General features: G+C 64.3%; 18 protein-coding genes. 12 read left to right on the forward strand and 6 right to left on the reverse strand.

What is annotated here, in order from left to right:
* Positions 1–8: 8 nt before the first annotated feature.
* From ACZ9GA_RS25065 to ACZ9GA_RS25080, 4 genes are all read left to right on the forward strand, one after another.
* Complete coding sequence (locus tag ACZ9GA_RS25065; RefSeq protein WP_457360038.1) at positions 9–1,112, forward strand: ABC transporter permease; 1,104 nt, start codon at positions 9–11, stop codon at positions 1,110–1,112.
* Entirely contained in the window at positions 1,112–2,038 is a 927-nt protein-coding gene (locus ACZ9GA_RS25070; protein ID WP_457360036.1) for an ABC transporter permease, read from the forward strand. The genes ACZ9GA_RS25065 and ACZ9GA_RS25070 overlap by 1 nt, the downstream gene beginning before the upstream one ends.
* A gap of 149 nt (positions 2,039–2,187) precedes the next feature.
* On the forward strand, positions 2,188–2,868 hold the full coding sequence (locus ACZ9GA_RS25075; RefSeq protein WP_457360034.1) for an SDR family oxidoreductase: 681 nt from the start codon (positions 2,188–2,190) through the stop codon (positions 2,866–2,868).
* Positions 2,869–2,981: 113 nt separating this feature from the next.
* Positions 2,982–4,334 carry an 8-oxoguanine deaminase gene (locus tag ACZ9GA_RS25080; protein ID WP_457360032.1) on the forward strand — a complete coding sequence of 451 codons (1,353 nt, stop codon included), beginning with the start codon at positions 2,982–2,984 and terminating at the stop codon, positions 4,332–4,334.
* A 91-nt stretch (positions 4,335–4,425) separates the two neighbouring features.
* Here the strand turns inward: ACZ9GA_RS25080 and ACZ9GA_RS25085 are convergent, their stop codons facing one another.
* On the reverse strand, positions 4,426–5,514 hold the full coding sequence (locus ACZ9GA_RS25085; protein WP_457360031.1) for a calcium:cation antiporter: 1,089 nt from the start codon (positions 5,512–5,514) through the stop codon (positions 4,426–4,428).
* Between the two features lie 298 nt (positions 5,515–5,812).
* Between ACZ9GA_RS25085 and ACZ9GA_RS25090 the strand changes: the two genes are divergently transcribed.
* The 3 genes from ACZ9GA_RS25090 to ACZ9GA_RS25100 all read left to right on the forward strand — a co-directional run bounded on the left by ACZ9GA_RS25090 (position 5,813) and on the right by ACZ9GA_RS25100 (position 8,940).
* Positions 5,813–6,895 (forward strand): BMP family ABC transporter substrate-binding protein, encoded by a 1,083-nt coding sequence (locus ACZ9GA_RS25090; RefSeq protein WP_457360029.1) that lies wholly within the window; start codon positions 5,813–5,815, stop codon positions 6,893–6,895.
* Between the two features lie 44 nt (positions 6,896–6,939).
* Positions 6,940–7,908 carry a 2-oxoglutarate and iron-dependent oxygenase domain-containing protein gene (locus tag ACZ9GA_RS25095; RefSeq protein ID WP_457360028.1) on the forward strand — a complete coding sequence of 323 codons (969 nt, stop codon included), beginning with the start codon at positions 6,940–6,942 and terminating at the stop codon, positions 7,906–7,908.
* Between the two features lie 78 nt (positions 7,909–7,986).
* Complete coding sequence (locus tag ACZ9GA_RS25100; protein ID WP_457360026.1) at positions 7,987–8,940, forward strand: adenosine deaminase; 954 nt, start codon at positions 7,987–7,989, stop codon at positions 8,938–8,940.
* Between the two features lie 101 nt (positions 8,941–9,041).
* Here the strand turns inward: ACZ9GA_RS25100 and ACZ9GA_RS25105 are convergent, their stop codons facing one another.
* The 3 genes from ACZ9GA_RS25105 to ACZ9GA_RS25115 form a co-directional block, all read right to left on the reverse strand.
* Positions 9,042–10,415 carry an MFS transporter gene (locus ACZ9GA_RS25105; RefSeq protein ID WP_457360024.1) on the reverse strand — a complete coding sequence of 458 codons (1,374 nt, stop codon included), beginning with the start codon at positions 10,413–10,415 and terminating at the stop codon, positions 9,042–9,044.
* 133 nt (positions 10,416–10,548) lie between these two features.
* Positions 10,549–11,265, reverse strand: a complete 717-nt coding sequence (locus ACZ9GA_RS25110) for an ArsR/SmtB family transcription factor (protein WP_457360023.1) — start codon at positions 11,263–11,265, stop codon at positions 10,549–10,551.
* Between the two features lie 508 nt (positions 11,266–11,773).
* Complete coding sequence (locus tag ACZ9GA_RS25115; RefSeq protein WP_457360021.1) at positions 11,774–12,688, reverse strand: LysR family transcriptional regulator; 915 nt, start codon at positions 12,686–12,688, stop codon at positions 11,774–11,776.
* 200 nt (positions 12,689–12,888) lie between these two features.
* Between ACZ9GA_RS25115 and ACZ9GA_RS25120 the strand changes: the two genes are divergently transcribed.
* Together ACZ9GA_RS25120 and ACZ9GA_RS25125 are read left to right on the forward strand one after the other, a co-directional pair.
* The gene (locus tag ACZ9GA_RS25120; RefSeq protein WP_457360019.1) at positions 12,889–13,902 is read left to right on the forward strand and encodes a zinc-binding alcohol dehydrogenase family protein; all 1,014 of its coding nucleotides are present in this window, start codon (positions 12,889–12,891) and stop codon (positions 13,900–13,902) included.
* A 209-nt stretch (positions 13,903–14,111) separates the two neighbouring features.
* Complete coding sequence (locus tag ACZ9GA_RS25125; protein WP_455924137.1) at positions 14,112–14,291, forward strand: hypothetical protein; 180 nt, start codon at positions 14,112–14,114, stop codon at positions 14,289–14,291.
* On the opposite strand, the gene ACZ9GA_RS25130 is transcribed toward ACZ9GA_RS25125, so the two are convergent.
* Together ACZ9GA_RS25130 and ACZ9GA_RS25135 are read right to left on the reverse strand one after the other, a co-directional pair.
* A complete protein-coding gene (locus ACZ9GA_RS25130) occupies positions 14,288–15,469 on the reverse strand; it encodes a multidrug effflux MFS transporter (RefSeq protein WP_457360017.1) in 1,182 nt (393 codons plus the stop codon). The genes ACZ9GA_RS25125 and ACZ9GA_RS25130 overlap by 4 nt on opposite strands.
* Positions 15,470–15,554: 85 nt before the next feature.
* Complete coding sequence (locus ACZ9GA_RS25135; RefSeq protein ID WP_457360015.1) at positions 15,555–15,749, reverse strand: heavy-metal-associated domain-containing protein; 195 nt, start codon at positions 15,747–15,749, stop codon at positions 15,555–15,557.
* A gap of 150 nt (positions 15,750–15,899) precedes the next feature.
* Between ACZ9GA_RS25135 and ACZ9GA_RS25140 the strand changes: the two genes are divergently transcribed.
* The 3 genes from ACZ9GA_RS25140 (at position 15,900) to cueR (ending at position 18,954) form a co-directional block, all read left to right on the forward strand.
* A complete protein-coding gene (locus ACZ9GA_RS25140; RefSeq protein WP_457360013.1) occupies positions 15,900–16,289 on the forward strand; it encodes a hypothetical protein in 390 nt (129 codons plus the stop codon).
* Positions 16,290–16,355: 66 nt separating this feature from the next.
* Positions 16,356–18,539: a heavy metal translocating P-type ATPase gene (locus tag ACZ9GA_RS25145; protein WP_457360012.1), complete on the forward strand. Its 2,184-nt coding sequence runs from the start codon at positions 16,356–16,358 to the stop codon at positions 18,537–18,539.
* A 10-nt stretch (positions 18,540–18,549) separates the two neighbouring features.
* Complete coding sequence (cueR, locus tag ACZ9GA_RS25150; protein ID WP_476227674.1) at positions 18,550–18,954, forward strand: Cu(I)-responsive transcriptional regulator; 405 nt, start codon at positions 18,550–18,552, stop codon at positions 18,952–18,954.
* The last annotated feature ends 311 nt before the right edge of the window (positions 18,955–19,265 follow it).

Genomic DNA, 19,265 nt, shown 5'->3' on the forward strand with positions numbered 1-19,265 from the left:
AGCCCTTCATGTTGCTTTCCCTCGAACCCCGTGGCCAGCAGTCGCGCCTAATGCTCTGGTGCTCGCCGTTGCTGGCGGCGCTGTTGACCCTGGGCTGCGGCTCGCTGCTGTTCATCGCCCTGGGCCATGAGCCGCTGCACACCTTGCATACCCTGCTGATCGAGCCGATCAGCGACCTTTACGGTGTCAGCGAACTGCTGGTCAAGGCGCTGCCGATTCTGATGTGCGCACTGGGCCTGGCCGTGGCCTACCAGGCGCGCATCTGGAACATCGGTGCCGAAGGCCAGTTGCTGATCGGTGCCCTGGGCGGCAGCGCCGTGGCGGTGAACATCATCGGCATGGACAGCCGCTGGGCGCTGGTGATGGTGCTGCTGGCCGGCACCCTGGCCGGTGCGGCCTGGGCCGGGCTGACCGCCTGGCTGCGCACGCACTTCAATGCCAATGAAATCCTCACCAGCATCATGCTCAATTACATCGCCCTGAACCTGCTGCTGTATTTCGTCCACGGGCCGTTGAGAGACCCGGCCGGCTTCAATTTCCCGCAATCAGCCATGTTCGGCGACGCCAGCCGCCTGCCGCTGGTGTTCGAAGGCGGACGCCTGCATGCGGGCCTGTACTTCGCGCTGCTGGCGCTGGTGGCGGTGTGGGTGCTGCTGCAGAAAAGCTTTGTGGGCTTCCAGATCAAGGTGCTGGGCCTGGACCAGCGCGCTGCCGGTTTCGTCGGCTTTCGCGAGAAACGCCTGGTGTGGCTGGCGCTGCTGATCAGCGGTGCGCTGGCAGGCCTTGCGGGCGTGTGCGAAGTGACCGGCCCAATCGGCCAACTGGTGCCGCAGGTATCGCCGGGCTACGGCTACGCGGCCATCACCGTGGCCTTCCTCGGGCGTCTGAACCCGATCGGCATCGTGTTCTCCAGCCTGTTGATGGCGCTGCTGTACCTGGGCGGCGAGAACGCACAGATGGCCATGAACCTGCCCCAGGCAATCACCCAGCTGTTCCAGGGCATGATGCTGTTCTTCCTGCTGGCCTGTGACGTGCTGATCCTTTACCGCCCGCGCCTGAAGCTGCGCTGGGCTCGCCGTACCACCTCGGTCGCGACCGTGGGAGCCTTGTGATGGATATCGATCTGCTGAGCAACATTCTCTACGCCATGGTGCGCTGCGGCACGCCGCTGCTGCTGGTGGCCCTGGGCGAACTGATCTGCGAGAAAAGCGGGGTACTCAACCTGGGCCAGGAAGGCATGATGCTGTTTGGCGCGGTGGTGGGTTTCATCGTCGCGTTCAACAGCGGCAACCTGTGGCTGGGGGTGCTGCTGGCCATGGTCGCCGGCATGCTGCTGTCGTCGCTGTTTGCCCTGGTGGCGCTGGTGTTCAATGCCAACCAGGTGGCCACGGGCCTTGCGTTGACCATCTTCGGGGTGGGCTTGTCGACCTTTGTCGGCGCCGCCTGGGTGGGCAAGCCGCTGACCGGGTTCGAGCCGGTGGCCATTCCCGTCCTGAGCAGCATTCCGCTGATCGGGCGCATGCTGTTTGCCCAGGATTTGCTGGTGTATCTATCGTTCGCGCTGTTTGCCCTGGTGGCGTGGGTGGTGCTGAAAAGCCGCGTGGGCTTGATCGTCCAGGCGGTGGGTGAAAATCCGGATGCGGCCAGCGCCATGGGCTTGCCGGTGCTGCGGGTGCGTACCCTGGCGGTGCTGTTCGGCGGCGCCATGGCGGGCCTGGCGGGGGCTTATCTGTCGCTGGCGTACACGCCGATGTGGGCGGAGAACATGAGTGCCGGGCGTGGCTGGATTGCGCTGGCGTTGGTGGTGTTTGCCAGCTGGCGGGTGTGGCGGGTGTTGTTGGGGGCCTATCTGTTTGGCCTGGCCAGCATTCTGCACCTGGTCGCCCAAGGGATCGGCTTGTCGATTCCGTCCAACTTGCTGGCGATGCTGCCGTACGTGGCGACCATCGTGGTGCTGGTGCTGTTGTCACGCGATGCGCTGCGCACGCGGCTGTATGCGCCGGTGTCGCTGGGCCAGCCCTGGCAACCTGGGCACTGAAATACTGTAGCCGCTGCCGCCAGGCTGCGCTGGCCCGTATTTCAACGCTCAATCCTCGGGTGTAAACGAGGGCCAGCGCAGCCTGGCGGCAGCGGCTACAGATATCGGGGTGTATGCTGATGCTCTTTGCCTGACAACGGACTCCCATCATGAGCAAGAACGCCTTGATCATCGGCGCCTCCCGCGGCCTGGGCCTGGGCCTGGTGCAACGCCTGCACGAGGACGGCTGGAACATCACCGCCACGGTGCGCAACCTGCACACCGCCGAAGCGCTTCAGGCTGTGCCCGGCGTGCGTATCGAGAAACTGGACATGGACGACGCCAGCCAGCTGGCCGAACTCACCCAGACCCTCAAAGGCCAGACCTGGGACCTGCTGTTCGTCAACGCCGGGGTCAAGGGCCCCAACGATCAGAGCGCCGACAAGGTCAGCCCCGAGGACATCGGCGCGCTGTTCTACACCAACGCCGTAGCGCCGATTCGCCTGGCCAACCACTTCAAGGACCAGGTGCGTGCCCAAGGCGGCGTGATCGCTTTCATGAGTTCGGTACTGGGCAGCGTGACCATGCCCGACGCGCCGGACCTGGCGCTGTACAAGGCCAGCAAGGCCGCGCTCAACTCCATGACCAGCACCTTCGTCACCACCCTGGGCGACACTGCGCTGACGGTGCTCAGCCTGCACCCCGGCTGGGTGAAGACCGACATGGGCGGCGAAGGCGCCGACCTGGACGTGGAGACCAGCACCCGCGGCCTGGTCCAGCAGGTAAACGATTACGCCGGCAAAGGCGGCCATCATTTCGTCAATTACCGGGGCGAGACGATTCCCTGGTAATGCGCTAACATCTGCCCGCGTCCGGTTGTTGCAAGACCCGGCGCCCCTGGATCAGCAGACAGGGCAATCACTGAGCTGGCTAACCTGAACATAACTTTCAGAGGAGCCGGCTCATGCCCGCACCCCGTATCTGGATCAAGAACCCCCTCGCCCTGTTCACCGGCAACGACCTCGATGGTCGCGGCGGCCTGGTGCTGCACGATGGCGTCATCAGCGAAGTACTGGCCGCCGGACAAAGCCCCGCCCTGCCCTGCCAGCAAATATTCGACGCCCGCGAGCACGTGGTGCTGCCCGGCCTGATCAATACCCATCACCATTTCTACCAGACCCTGACCCGCGCCTGGGCGCCGGTGGTCAACCAGCCGTTGTTCCCTTGGCTGAAAACCCTGTACCCAGTGTGGGCGCGGCTGACGCCGGAAAAGTTGGCGCTGGCCAGCAAGGTCGCGCTCGCCGAGCTGTTGCTGTCCGGTTGCACCACGGCGGCGGACCACCACTACCTGTTCCCCGACGGTCTGGAGCAGGCCATCGACGTGCAGGTCGAGGTGGTACGCGAACTGGGCATGCGCGCCATGCTCACCCGCGGTTCCATGAGCCTGGGCGAAGCCGACGGTGGCCTGCCGCCGCAACAGACCGTGCAACAAGGCGAAGTGATCCTGGCCGACAGCCAGCGCTTGATTCAGCGCTACCACCAGCGCGGTGCGGGCGCGCAGATACAGATCGCCCTGGCACCCTGCTCGCCGTTCTCGGTCACCCCTGAAATCATGCGGGCCAGCGCCGAGCTGGCTGAAAGCCTGGATGTGCGTCTGCACACCCACCTGGCCGAGACCCTGGACGAAGAAGACTTCTGCCTGCAACGGTTCGGCCTGCGCACCGTGGATTACCTGGACAGCGTCGGCTGGCTGGGGCCGCGCACCTGGCTGGCCCATGGCATCCACTTCAACCCCGACGAGATCGCCCGGCTGGGGGCGGCGGGGACCGGTATCTGCCATTGCCCTACGTCGAACATGCGCCTGGCGTCTGGCATCTGTCCAACCCAGGATCTGCTGGCGGCTGGGGCGCCCATTGGCCTGGGTGTCGATGGTTCGGCGTCCAATGATGCCTCCAACATGATCCTCGAAGCGCGTCAGGCGTTGTACCTGCAACGGTTGCGCTACGGCGCTCAGGCGATCACGCCTGAAGGGGTGCTGGGCTGGGCCACGCGGGGGTCGGCGCGGTTGCTGGGCCGTGATGACATTGGTGAGCTGGCGGTGGGCAAGCAGGCGGATCTGGCGTTGTTCAAGCTGGATGAACTGCGGTTTTCGGGGAGTCATGATCCGTTGAGTGCGTTGCTGTTGTGTGGCGCAGACCGGGCGGATCGGGTGATGGTGGGTGGCGTGTGGCGGGTGGTGGATGGGCAGGTGGATGGGCTGGATGTGCAGGGGTTGATAGCTGATCACCGGCAAGCCGCCAAGGCACTCATCCTGTAGCCGCTGCCGCAGGCTGCGCTGGCCCTATGCTTCACTGGGGATCTTCAGTGTATATGAGGGCCAGCGCAGCCTATCGGCAGCGGCTACAGGTTTACAGACCCAGACAGGCCAACATGATGAAGGTGGCAAACAGCACGAAGTGCGTCATGCCCTCGATCGCGTTGGTCTCGCCGTCATTCAGGTTGATGGCGCTGACAATCAGGGTAATGGCGATCATCACCGTCTGCACCGGCGTCATCGCCATCTGAAACGGCTGCCCGGTGTACAGGGCCATGGCCTCCATCACCGGCACCGTCAGGATCACCGTCGACAACGATGCCCCCAGCGCCACGTTGACGGTGGACTGCATGCGGTTGGCCAGCGCCGCCCGCAACGCGGTGAGAATCTCCGGCGCCGCCGAGATCGCGGCAACGATGATCGCCATCAGCACCGGCGGCGCCCCACTGCCTTCCAGGCCATAGTCCAGGGTCTTGGACATTACCTCGGCCAGCGCACCAATCACGACCACGCCGAACACCAGGGTGCCGACCGACAACGGCAGGTTGACCGGCTTGGGTTGTGCACCGCTGCTTTGGCGGCGCTTTTTTTCCGGGTAGCTGTAGCTGAAAAAATAGCTGTGCGGGCCCACCTGCATGCGCAGGAACACCGTGTACAGAATCACCGTGGCGCCAATGGTGAACGCCGAATACAGCTTCCAGTCGGCCTCGGGAATGAACTCGGGCACCACCATGGAAATGCCCATGGCGGTCATGATCATCACCCCGTAGGAGCGCGCCGAATCGTCGTTGTACACCTGCTCACCGTGCTTGATACCCCCCATCAAGGCGCACAGGCCGAGGATGCCGTTGATGTCGAGCATCACTGCCGAATAGATGGTGTCGCGCACCAGCGTGGGCGAGGCCTCGTTGCTCATCATGATCGCCAGGATCACCACCTCCACCAGCACCGCCGACAGGGTCAGGATCATGGTGCCGTAGGGGTCGCCCACCTTTTCGGCCAGCAACTCGGCGTGCTGGGCGACCTGCACCGAGGCGCAGACGATGGCCGCTACCAGCACCACGCCGGCCAGCAGCGCCATGCCGTGGCCGTGGCCCATCAGCCAGGGCTCAAGCGGGTAGGCCGCGCAGGTGACGATCAACGCCAGCAGCAGGTATTTCTCTTGTTTCAATAAGGTCAGCATCGGGGGCTCGGCGTTGGGGCGTTGAGCTAGTGACTGTAGACCGGGGCGGATGGTTTCCCTCGCACCAGTACAAAGCAACATTGCGCTACCGTGCACTACTCGACACCCGTAGCCGCTGCCGCCAGGCTGCGCTGGCCCCCGTATACACCCGAGAATCCAGCGTTGGAATACAGGCCAGCGCAGCGTGTCGGCAGCGGCTACGGGGTGGGGGTGATTGCCGAAGCGGCGTTGTTGTCCTGTTGGTCAATTTTTTGCATTGGCCTGCTGCACACACAACAACATGGAGCTTCGAACACTCATGCAAAACCGCCCGTTGAAGACGCTGTTGGGGACCCTCGCCGTGGCCATCGGCCTGGCTACCAGCCTTGCGGTCAGCGCCGCCGACCCGCTGAAAATCGGTTTCGTCTACGTGGGCCCGATCGGCGACCACGGCTGGACTTACCAGCACGAAGTGGCCCGCAAGCAACTGATGGAAAAGATGGGCGACAAGATCAACACCACCTACGTGGAAAACGTGCCCGAAGGCGCCGACGCCGAGCGCGTGATCCGCAACATGGCCAAGGACAAGTACGACCTGATCTTCAGCACCTCGTTCGGCTACATGAACCCCACCGCCAAGGTGGCGCAGCAGTTCCCCAACGTGATCTTCGAACACGCCACCGGCTACAAGCAGGGCAAGAACCTGGGCACCTACCTGGCGCGCACCTATGAAGGTCGCTACGTGGGCGGCTTCCTGGCGGCGAAGATGACCAAGACCAAGAAGATCGGCTATGTGGCCTCGTTCCCGATCCCGGAAGTGATCCGCGACATCGACGCCATCCAACTGGCCCTGAACAAGTACAACCCCGGCACCGAACTGAAAGTGGTGTGGGTCAACTCCTGGTTCGACCCGGGCAAAGAGGCCGACGCCGCCAACGCCCTGATCGACCAGGGCGCGGACGTGATCTTCCAGCACACCGACAGCCCGGCACCGATCCAGACCGCCGAGCGCCGCGGCGTGTACGCCGTGGGTTATGCCTCGGACATGGCCCACTTCGGGCCCAAGGCCGTGCTGACCTCGATCGTCAACAACTGGACCCCGTACTACACCCAGACCACCCAGCACGTCATCGACCACACCTGGAAGTCCGAAGACTACTGGGGCGGCCTGAAAGACGGCACAGTGGAGCTGCCGATCAGCGACGTGGTCCCGGCCGACGTGAAAGCCGAAGCCGAAACACTGATCGCCAGCATTAAGAGCGGCGAGTTCCAGCCGTTCACCGGCCCGATCAAGGACCAGGCCGGCACCGTGAAAATCCCGGCGGGCAGTTCCGCCACCCTGGCTGACCTGGCCGGCATGAACTACTACGTCGAAGGCCTGAGCGCCAAGCTGCCCCAATAACAACAACACGGGCCGCCCCGGGGCGGCCCTACAGGACACTGCTGATGGACTCACTTCCAATCATCGACATCGCCCCGCTGTACCAGGGCGACCGCCAGGGCTGGCTGGCCGTGGCCAAGGCCATCGACCACGCCTGCCGGCACTGGGGCTTCTTCTACATCAAGGGCCACCCGATCAGTGCGCAGCGCATTGCCGAGCTGCAAGCCGCCGCCCACGCCTTCTTCGCCCAGCCGCTGGCCGACAAGCTGAGCATCGACATCACCCAGACCCGCCATCACCGCGGCTACGGCGCCATCGCCACCGAGCAGCTGGACCCCAACCTGCCCAGCGACCTCAAGGAAACCTTCGACATGGGCCTGCACCTGCCGGCCGACCACCCGGAGGTACTGGCCGAAAAGCCGTTGCGCGGCCCCAACCGCCACCCCAGCCTGCCCGGCTGGCAGACGCTGATGGAAACCCACTACCAGGACATGCAGGCCCTGGCCCAGACCCTGCTGCGCGCCATCGCCCTGGCGCTGGACATCGACGAGCACTTCTTCGACCAGCGTTTCAAGGACCCGGTCAGCGTGTTGCGCATGATCCACTACCCGCCGCGCCAGACCGCCAGCTCGCCCGAGCAGCAAGGCGCCGGCGCCCACACCGACTACGGCTGCATCACCCTGCTGTACCAGGACGCCGCCGGCGGCCTGCAGGTGCGCAACGTAGACGGGCAGTGGATTGACGCGCCGCCCATCGACGGCACCTTCGTGGTCAACCTGGGCGACATGATGGCGCGCTGGAGCAACGACCAGTACGTGTCCACGCCGCACCGGGTGATCAGCCCGCTGGGGGTGCACCGCTACTCCATGCCGTTCTTCGCCGAACCCCACCCCGACACGCCCATCGAGTGCCTGCCGGGCTGTCAGGATATCGGTCATCCGGCCAAGTACCCGCCCACCACGTGCGCCGAATTTCTACTGTCCCGCTTCGCCGATACCTATGCCTACCGACGCGAGCAGGCCGAGGCGATCTGAACCGGCTGGTCAGGTTATCGCTCGCCCGGGCGATAACCTCTGTAGAATGCGGCCCATTGCACCTTAAGAGACACCTTTATGTACGATTGGCTCAACGCGCTGCCCAAGGCAGAACTGCACCTTCACCTGGAAGGCTCCCTGGAACCGGAACTGCTGTTCGCCCTGGCCGAGCGCAACAAGATCGCCCTGCCGTGGAACGACGTGGAAACCCTGCGCGCGGCCTACGCCTTCAACAACCTGCAGGAATTCCTCGACCTGTACTACCAGGGCGCCGACGTGCTGCGCACCGAGCAGGACTTCTACGACCTGACCTGGGCCTACCTGCAGCGCTGCAAGGCGCAGAACGTGATTCACACCGAACCGTTCTTCGACCCGCAAACCCACACCGACCGCGGTATCCCGTTCGAAGTGGTGCTCAACGGCATCAATCACGCCCTCAAGGATGGCCGTGAGCAACTGGGCATCGGCAGCGGTTTGATCCTCAGCTTCCTGCGCCACCTGAGCGAAGAAGAAGCCGAGAAAACCCTGGACCAGGCCCTGCCGTTCCGTGACGCGTTCGTTGCCGTTGGCCTGGACAGCTCGGAAATGGGCCACCCGCCCAGCAAGTTCAAGCGCGTGTTCGACCGTGCCCGCGGCGAAGGCTTCCTGACCGTGGCCCACGCCGGCGAAGAAGGCCCGCCCGAGTACATCTGGGAAGCCCTGGACCTGCTCAAGATCCAGCGTATCGACCATGGCGTGCGCGCCATCGAAGACGAGCGCCTGATGCAGCGCATCATCGACGAGCAGATCCCGCTCACCGTGTGCCCGCTCTCCAACACCAAACTGTGCGTGTTCGACCACATGAGCCAGCACAACATCCTCGACATGCTGGAGCGTGGCGTGAAGGTAACGGTGAACTCCGATGACCCGGCGTACTTCGGCGGCTACGTGACCGAGAACTTCCATGCGCTGTACAAGGACCTGGGCATGACCCAGGACCAGGCCAAACGTCTGGCCCAGAACAGCCTGGATGCGCGACTGGTCAAGCCTTGACCTGAAGCAACCTGTAGCCGCTGCCGCCAGGCTGCGCTGGCCAGTATTACAGCGCTGGATCCTCGGTGTACACGAGGGCCAGCGCAGCCTGGCGGCAGCGGCTACAGGGTTTGTGTAAGTTCTTCGAGGGTCCGCCCCCGCGTCTCGATCCCGAACAGCCATACCACCAGCGCCGCCAGCACAAAGCACAGCGCCCCCAACGCAAACACCCCGCCCTGCCCCGTCAACGGGAACACCAGCCCCGTCACCATGGGCCCCAGCAGCGACCCCACTCGGCCAATCGCCGAAGCAAACCCCGACCCCGTGGCCCGCGCCGACGTGGGATACAGTTCAGGCGTATAGGTGTACAGCACCGCCCACATGCCAAACAAAAAGAACTGCATCAGCAACCCCGAGCCGATCAGCCACCCGACGTTGCCGCCAAACACCGCGCTCTGCCCATACACGAACGCCATTGCCCCGCCGCCCAGCAACGTCACCACGCACGTAGGCTTGCGCCCCCAGCGTTCCACCAGCCAGGCCGCCATCAGAAAGCCGGGAATACCGCCCAGGGAAATCAGCACCGTGTAATACACCGACTGGGTCACCGCAAAACCGGACTGCTGCAGCAGCGCACCCAGCCACGACGTCAGGCCATAAAACCCCAGCAGGGCAAAGAACCACAGGCTCCAGATCATCACCGTGCGCTGGCGATACTGCGGCGACCACAAGGCCGCGAACGCTGCAAAAAAGCCATTGGGTACCGCCGCCTGGCGGGGCATGACCACAGGTTCAGGCAGCGGCGCGCCGCCCAGCGAACGCTGGACCTTGGCTTCGATGCCCTTGAGCACGCGGTCCGCTTCGTCATGCTGCCCCGAATGCTCCAGCCAGCGCGGCGACTCGGGAATGCAAAAGCGTACCGCCAGCACGAATACCGCGGGCACCGCCAGCACCAGGAAAATGTCGCGCCAGCCAATCAGCGGCAGCAGCCAGTACGACAACACCCCGGCCGCAACGAACCCCAACGGCCAGAATCCATCCATCAAGGCAATGTAGCGCCCACGCTGGCGCGCCGGGATCAGCTCGGACAGCATCGACTGGGCAATGGGGAATTCCATGCCCATGCCGAACCCCAGCAGCACCCTGAACAGGGTCAGGGTGTGCACGTCCTGGGCGGTGGAACACAGGTAGCTGGCCAGGCCCCACAGCACAATGCTCCACTGAAATACCGGCTTGCGACCGAAGCGGTCCGCCAGCATGCCTGACAGGGAAGCGCCTACCACCATGCCGAAGAAACTGGAGCTGGCCAGCATCCCGGCCTGGGCGCTGCTGAGGCCGAACTCGGCTTTGATCGAGCCCAGCAGGAAGGTCATCATCGCCAGGTCCATGGAGTCGAACAGGAACGCCAGGGCGATGACGATGAAGATCACGCGGTGATAACCACTGACGGGCAGCCGTTCAAGCCGCTCCGCCGCACTGAAACCGTGAATGGGCATGGGCCGCTCCTCGCTGTCATTGTCCTGCAGCGAGTGTGCGGGAACGACACCATGGCCAATGCCTGACAGCGACCCCGCCGCCCCTGTGAACGACGCCGACAGCCCTGGCCTGCGGGCGTCGTGGCTGCACCCGCTAAATCACATCAGGCAGGGCCGCCTCGCAGGCAAAATTGCGCATGGCTCTCAGCCCGGCCTGATTGACCTGCAGCACCCGGGTCTCATCACTCATGCGCACCCAGCCGGACTGCAGGAACAACCTCAGCAGGCTGGCCCCCAGCGCCCCGCCCAGGTGGGGTCTATTGGTGCTCCAATCGCAGCAACTGCCCACCGCCTGATCCTGATGCCGCGCCAGCGCCTGTATGTAGATACCCTTGCGGGCCAGTTGCTCGCCGCCCTTGCGCGTGACCTCCAGACGATGATCACGCTGCTCCAGCCAGGCCGCCTCCAGCAGCCTCTGCATCAGTTCCACCGCCAGTTCGCCACCTAAATGGTCATGGCACAACCGTGCCTTGCGCATGGATGGCGGAGCCGGTGGCAGGCTGGCCAACGCCAGCCCCTGGGGGATATCGCCGCGCCCGGCGCATACACTGGCCAACGCCTCCACCGCCGTGCCTACCTGGGGAGTGGCCAGCTTGAAAAAGCGTTTTCGCCCCCGTGATTCAAGCTTCAAAAGCCCCCCTGCGGCCAGTCGCGCCAAATGGGCGCTGGCCGAGGACGGGGTCAGGCCGGCAAGCTTTGCCAGGTCCTCCGAGGCGCGTGCCGAACCATCGATCAACGCCCAGACCATCGCGCTGCGCTTGGGGTCTGCCAACAGCATGGCGATATGGCTAATGCTAGGTGCATGTTCCATGTAATAACTCCCTGTCGAAACATTCGTCTATTTGATCGCTGCGATCAGCGCTCACTGAAACAGCTCCAACGAAAGAGGTTACAAGTGCCAAAAGCCGGATAGCATTCCGCGTTCAACCTGAACGAGGCTGTGGAAGCCTGATATGGGCCCGTCAAGGAAGCGCAGGCACCTGCACTTCATTTCCCGTGGAAGTTGCCCCATGCAAGGATTGAGGGCGCACCGGGCCAAGGCTGTCCTCTCTCGATGGCAATGGCTGCCTGGCTATTATAAGCGTGCGATTTTGTACAAGTTGGTATAAGACGCCGCGCGTTGCCAGTAATGGCGATGTGTACGCCAAGCTGAGCAATGGCGGACAGGGAAATAAAACAGACGAAACTTGCCTTGAAAAAGATGCCAGGCGAGTCGCGGCAATGACTTGCCGCGAGAGAAACTTACTGTAACTTTAATCACAGGTAGTAAATACCTACAACCAAAGTAAAAAAAACCTGCAAAAGAAGTCTGAAGACAACTACAGGCGACGGCAACTATCGGACAGTTCAGTACATCCTTTTCGTAGTCGCTCATGCAACAATTTGACGGTTTTGCTTAACTGGGAACGGTGCGCGCACAGCAAATTGAGTGGGGTACGTTCGCCCGCCAGGTGGGGCATCAACACCTCCAGGCGCCCTGCCAGAACGTCGGCCGCCACATCCAGCCAGGACTTGTAGGCGATGCCAGCCCCGGCCAGGGCCCAGCGGCGCACCACATCGGCATCATCGCTGAAGCGATCGCCGCGTACCGTCAGGCTGATCTCGCGCTTGCCGTCCTCGAAGCGCCAGTGATCATGCACACGGCCCCCCAGCATGAACAGCAGGCAATTATGCTGGGCCAGATGCTCCACCTGTTGCGGGCGCCCATGCGCCAACAAGTAGGCAGGCGAGGCGCACAGCACGCGGCGATTGTCCGGGCTGACCGGCAAAGCCACCAGGCTTGAATCTTCGGGTTCGCCGTAGCGCAACGCCAGGTCCACGGGCTGACGGAACAGGTCGGCAATGCGGTCGCCCAGCAGCAGGCGCACCGACAGCTCGGGGTATTGCTGTTGGAACTCGTCCAGCCAAGGCAACAGCACGTTGCGGCCAAAGTCCGAGGGCGCCGACAACTGGATGACACCGCTGATCTGCGCCTGCCCACGGGCCAACACCTGGCGGCCCTCTTCCAGGCTGCCCAGCGCCGACCGGGCATAGTCCAGAAAGCCCTCGCCCTCGGCAGTCAGGCGCAGGCTGCGGGTGGAGCGGGCCAGCAGCCGCGCGCCCAGTTGCGCCTCGATGCGCTTGAGCGCGGCGCTGGCCACGGCGGGCGACAGGTCCATGACCCGGGCGGCGGCAGACAGGCTGCCCAGGTCGGCGGCACGCACAAACAGTTGCAGATCATCGAATCGCAGCATGGCCATTATCAAAAAAATATTGAAAGAGCCTGTGCTTTTAGCCGGTTTTACCTGCCTTGGAAATAGCGAATGATGACCTATACCTTCCGTAGCCGCTGCCGAAGGCTGCGCTGGCCCTGATGTACACCCGATGATTCCAGGTTGTAATACGGGCCAGCGCAGCCTGGCGGCAGCGGCTACCTGACTTTGGAGCCCCAAACGTGAAAGCCATTGCCTATTACGCCTCGCTGCCCATCACCGACCCCGCCGCCCTGCAGGACATCGAACTGCCCGCCCCCCAGCCCGGCCCACGCGACGTGCTGGTGGAGGTCAAGGCGATCTCGGTCAACCCGGTGGACACCAAGGTGCGCCTGAACATGGCCCCTGAGGGCGGCAACCCGAAAGTACTGGGCTGGGACGTGGCTGGCGTGGTGCAGGCCGTAGGCAGCGACGTGACCCTGTTCAAGGCCGGCGACCGCGTGTATTACGCAGGCTCCATTGCCCGTGCCGGTGGCAACAGTGAACTGCACGTGGTGGACGAGCGTATCGTCGGCCGCATGCCGGCCAGCCTGGGCTTTGCCGACGCGGCCGCACTGCCGCTGACCGCCATTACAGCCTGGGAACTGCTGTTCGAACGCTTGCAGATCAAGCAAGGCCAGGCCGATGAAGGCCAAAGCCTGCTGATCGTCGGTGCCGCTGGCGGGGTAGGTTCGATCCTGACGCAACTGGCCCGCCAGCTCACCGGGCTGACCGTGATCGGCACCGCCTCGCGGCCGCAGACCCAGGACTGGGTGCGGGAGCTGGGCGCCCACCATGTCATCGACCATAGCCAACCGCTGAGCGCAGAACTCAAGCGCCTGGGGCTGGGGCCGGTCACCCATGTGGCCAGCCTGACCCAGACCGACCAGCACCTGGCCGAACTGGTGGAGGCCTTGGCGCCCCAGGGTCGGCTGGCGTTGATCGACGACCCCAAGACGCTGGACGTGGGCCTGCTGAAGCGCAAGAGCCTGTCGCTGCATTGGGAGTTCATGTACACCCGCTCGCTGTACGAGACGGCCGACATGATTGAACAGCATCATTTGCTCAATCGAGTGGCGGAGCTGGTTGATGCCGGAACATTGCGTACCACGGTGGGCGAGCATTTCGGGCGCATCGATGCGACCAATCTGAAGCGGGCCCATGCGTTGCTGGAAAGCGGAACGGCCCGCGGCAAGATCGTCCTCGAAGGCTTCTGAGCCGTCGCCGCAGATTATTCTGTGGGAGCGGGCTCTGCCCGCGAAGAGGGCGCCGCGTGACCCCAGGTATTATGCGGTGGCCGTTTCGCGGGTAGAACCCGCTCCCACGGGGTGGGTGGCTACCGTCAGTCCAAAGGTTGTTCTGGATCAACCCATCCAGCAGCAACCCGATCTACACTTGAGGCCTCTGACCCCCGGAGGCATCCGCCATGAAGATTGCGCTTACCGAACTTGCGAGGGAAAACGGCAGCCATTGGCAGGTACGCCTCGACCAACACGTAGTGACCTTCCGCAGTGAAGCCGAGGCCCGGGCGTTTATCCAGACCCTGGAATCACGCCTGGCCGCACCGCACAGACTCCCCTACCGCCAACAGCGCGCCGCCAACTAGGCTGCGCGTGCGCGTCGTACCCACAGGGTCAGCATCGCCAACGTCACGGCCAACAGGCCACATCCGCTGATCACCAGGGCCATGGGAATGGCGCTGCCGTCATACAGCGCGCCAACCAGCGACGCCGAGCCGGCCGACACGCTGAATTGCAGGCAACCCAGCAGGGCCGAAGCACTTCCCGCCCGGGCGCCCTGGCCGTTCATGGCGCAGGCCGAGGCGTTGGGGATGATGCAACCCAGGCTGGCGATGCAGATGAACAACGGGATCAGCAGCGGCCACAGCTGCGTGGTGTGCAAGGCGCTGACGCCCAACAACGCCAGTGCCGCTGCCAGGTACACCCACACCGCGCGCGCCAGCAACCAGGCCGGACCACGCTTGGCCAGCAGCCGCGCGTTGACCTGGGCCACCAGGATGAAGCCGGCGGCGTTGCTGCCGAACAGCCAGCCATAGTGCTCGGCAGGCACGCCGTAAAGCTTGATGAACACGAACGGCGAGCCCGCGACGTAGGCAAACATGCCGGCCATGGCGATACCGCCGGTCAGGGCGTTGCCCATGAACAGCGGATCCTTGATCAACCCTACATAACGCCCCAGCGCACCGCTAAGCGGCTGACGCGGGTGGTGGGCGGGCATGCTTTCCGGCAGGCCCATAAATACGGCCGCGCCGGCCAGGGCACTGAACGCCGTCAGCAGGTAGAAGATCCACTGCCAACCCAGGGTGTTGACCAAGGCGCCGCCCAGCATCGGTGCCAGGATCGGCGCCAGGCCCATCACCAGCATCAGTTGCGAGAACACCTTGGCCGAGCCCACGGCATCGCACTTGTCACTGACGATGGCCCGCGACAGCACCATGCCCGCGCAACCACCCAACGCCTGGACGAAGCGCGCAGCAATCAGCCATTCCAGGTTTGGCGCGAAGGCACAGGCCAGCGACGCCAGGGTGAACAGGCTGACACCCACCAACAGCGGGGTGCGGCGGCCAAAGCGGTCGGCAATTGGGCCGTAGGCCAACTGGCCAATGGACAGGCCGAGGAAGTACACGGCCAGGGTCAGCTGGATATGCTGCTCGTCGGTACCGAACGCCTGGGCCATCGCCGGGAAACCCGGTAGGTAGAAGTCGATGGCCAGCGGGCCGAAAGCGCTGAGCGCGCCGAGAATGAGGATGGTTCTGAGGTTCATCGAGGATCCAGTGAAGTGTTGCAGACAAGGCAACGGGACAGTTTAACCGCACAGGATCCCCAAAGGCGAAAGCCGCGACGCTATGTCACTCGGCGACTTTGTAACCTTCTTCCTGAATGGCATCGACAATGGCGGCCGGCGATTGCTGGCTTTGCACGCGCACCTTGGAATTGGCCAGATCGACCTCCACCACGGCCGCCGCGTCCAGCGCCTGAACAGCCTGGGTCACGGCCCGCACGCAGTGCCCGCAGGTCATGCCTTGTACGTTGAACTCTTGCATGCTGGTGCCTCCTGATACTGGATGAAGGTATAGCTTCAACCTTGCCATCATGACAAGGTCAAGTTCTGGCGCAACCTGCCGGGCTGGAAATTAATGCTCGGGTCCGCCAAGCTGGGTGATCGACGATCCACATAGCAGGAGCAACGCGCCATGCGCAGGTCCCTTTCCCGCCTGACGGCCATCCTGGGTTTGATGACCCTGTCGCTCTGGGCCCAGGCCGAGAGCATCCAGGACTACAGTGTCCTGATCATTTCCCGTGAACGCCTGGAAGTCGGCACGCCGTGCGAGCTGGGCATCTATATCGGCGACAACAAGGTGGGCCGCCTGTTTCAGGAGCAGGAGGTGTCGTTCAACCTGCCGCCGGGCAAGGTGGTGGTACGCCTGATGCAGGAGCCTGGCCAGGCCCCGGGCTGCGCGCCCGGCCTGCCCGCTCCCAATGCCACGGCCATCGAACTGCGTGCCGGTGCGGTGCAAAAGTACCGCATCGCCAATGGCCCCAACGGGCTGTACCTGAAGAACGCCCCCGCGGATCAGTACTGAGCCGACACTTGACCTTGCCAAGGTGGCAAGGTTGATTCTAGGGTCCTCTGCCAAGGAGGACCCCGGATGTCCGATACCCTGACCCTCGAATTGCCCATCAGCGGCATGACATGCGCCAGTTGCGCCGGCCGGGTGGAGCGCGCCCTCAATAAAGTCGAGGGCGTGCGCCTGGCCAGCGTCAACCTGGCCAATGAGCGTGCCCATGTGGAACTGACCCAGGCCATGGACCCGGCGCAGTTGGTGGCCGCCGTGGAAAAGGCCGGCTATAACGCCAGCCTGCCCGATGCGCCGCCCATCGACCCCGCCCCTGCGCTGCTGCGTGAGCGCCTGGCCCTGGTGGCGGCGCTGTTGCTGGCCCTGCCGCTGATCGCTCCCATGCTGGTGCAGCCTTTCGGGCTCAACTGGATGCTCGCGCCCTGGCTGCAGTGGGCGCTGGCCACGCCGGTGCAATTCATTCTGGGCGCCCGCTTCTACATTGCTGCCTTCAAGGCGGTGCGTGCCCGGGCCGGCAACATGGATTTGCTGGTGGCCCTGGGCACCAGCGCCGGTTACGGACTGAGCCTGTATGAATGGGCCCGCACACCTGCAGGCGGCATGCCGCACCTGTATTTCGAGGCCTCGGCGGTGGTCATTGCCCTGGTGCTGCTGGGCAAATACCTGGAAAGCCGCGCCAAACGCCAGACTGCCAGCGCCATCCGCGCCCTGGAGCAACTGCGCCCTGAGCGGGCGGTGCGCCTGCGTGACGGCGTGGAGCAGGATGTGGCCATTGATCAATTACGCCTGGGTGACCAAGTGGTGGTGCGGCCAGGCGAGCGCTTTGCCGTCGATGGCCAGGTGCTGGAAGGTCGCAGCCATGCCGACGAATCCCTGATCAGCGGCGAAAGCCTGCCAGTTGCCAAGCAGCCGGGAGACAAGGTGATTGGCGGCGCCATCAATGGCGAAGGCCGCCTGCTGGTCCAGGCCCAGGCACTGGGGCGTGAAGGCACGCTGGCGAAGATCATCCGGCTGGTGGAGGACGCCCAGGCGGCCAAGGCGCCGATCCAGAAACTGGTCGATCGGGTCAGCCAGGTGTTCGTCCCGGCCGTGCTGGTGCTGGCTTTGCTGACGCTGGTGGGCTGGTGGCTGCACGGTGCGCCGCTGGAACAGGCGATCATCAACGCTGTGGCCGTGCTGGTGATCGCCTGCCCCTGCGCGCTGGGCCTGGCGACACCGGCGGCAATCATGGCCGGCACCGGCGTGGCCGCCCGCCACGGTATTCTGATCAAGGACGCCGAAGCGCTGGAGCGTGCCCATGCGGTCAACCGCGTGGTGTTCGACAAGACCGGCACACTGACCACCGGTGCCCCGACGCTGGTGCACTGGCAGGCCGTGGGGATCAGTGAAGACAGGTTGCTGGCCTGGGCCGGCAGCCTGCAGAAAGCCAGCGAGCATCCGTTGGCCAAGGCTGTGCTGAGCGCCTGCGCCGAGCGAGGGCTGGCGCTGGAATCGCCGTCGGACGCCCGCGCACTGCCCGGCCAGGGCATCAGCGGCACCGTACAGGGGCATGCCTTGGCGCTGGGCAATCGGCACCTGCTGCAAGCACTGGGCAGCGATGGCTTGCAGGGCGAGGCACAGGCATGGGAAGTCGAAGGGCGCACCCTTTCCTGGCTTATCGAGCAGGGTGAGGAGCCTCGTGTACTGGGCCTGCTGGCCTTCGGCGACAGCCTCAAGCCTGGCGCCCTGGAAGCGGTGACGCAGTTGCAGGAACGCCACATCAGCTGTCATCTGCTGACCGGTGACAATCAGGGCAGTGCCCAGGTCGTCGCCCGGGCGCTGGGGATCAACGATGTGCATGCCCAGGTGATGCCCGCCGACAAGGCCGCCGCTGTGCTGCGCCTGAAGGCCGACGGCGTGGTGGCCATGGTGGGTGATGGTATCAACGACGCCCCGGCCCTGGCCGCCGCCGATGTCGGCATCGCCATGGGCGGCGGCACCGACGTGGCCATGCAGGCAGCCGGTATCACCCTGATGCGCGGCGATCCCCGGCTGGTGCCCGCCGCGCTGGAGATCAGCCGCAAGACCTACGCCAAAATTCGCCAGAACCTGTTTTGGGCGTTTGTGTATAACCTGATCGGCATACCGCTGGCCGCGTTCGGCCTGCTCAACCCGGTACTGGCCGGCGCGGCCATGGCGCTGTCGAGCGTCAGCGTGGTCAGCAATGCCCTGCTGCTCAAGACCTGGAAGCCCGGCGGGCTGAATGGGAAGGAATGACACCATGAACATGAACATCGGCCAGGCAGCCCGCCAAAGCGGGTTGAGCGCCAAGATGATCCGCTATTACGAATCCATTGGCCTGCTCAAGCCGGCGCTGCGCACGGACAGCGGCTACCGGTTATATCAGGACGATGACCTGCACACGCTGGCGTTCATCAAACGCTCGCGGGATTTGGGGTTTTCCCTGGAGGAAGTGGCACAACTGCTAACCCTGTGGCAGGACCGTGGCCGCGCCAGCGCCGACGTGAAGGCCCTGGCCCATCGGCATATCGACGACCTGAACCGGCGCATCGCCGAACTGACCGGCCTGCGCGACACCCTGCAGAACCTGGCGTCGCACTGCCAGGGCAACGACCGCCCCGACTGCCCGATCCTGGCAGACCTGGCCTCGGGCGGCGGCTGCTGCCACTGATGCCAGGCTGCGCTGGCCCCTGAGTTCACTGAAGGTCTCCAGCATGAACAAGGGCCAGCGCAGCCTTCGGCAGCGGCTACGTGCACTTGTAGCCGCTGCCGCCAGGCTGCGCTGGCCCCTGAGTTCACTGAAGATCTCCAGCATGAACAAGGGCCAGCGCAGCCTTCGGCAGCGGCTACGAGCACTTGTAGCCGCTGCCGCCAGGCTGCGCTGGCCCCTGAGTTCACTGAAGATCTCCAGCATGAACAAGGGCCAGCGCAGCCTTCGGCAGCGGCTACGAGCACTTGTAGCCGCTGCCGCCAGGCTGCGCT

This window comes from Pseudomonas sp. TE3644, assembly GCF_056278815.1.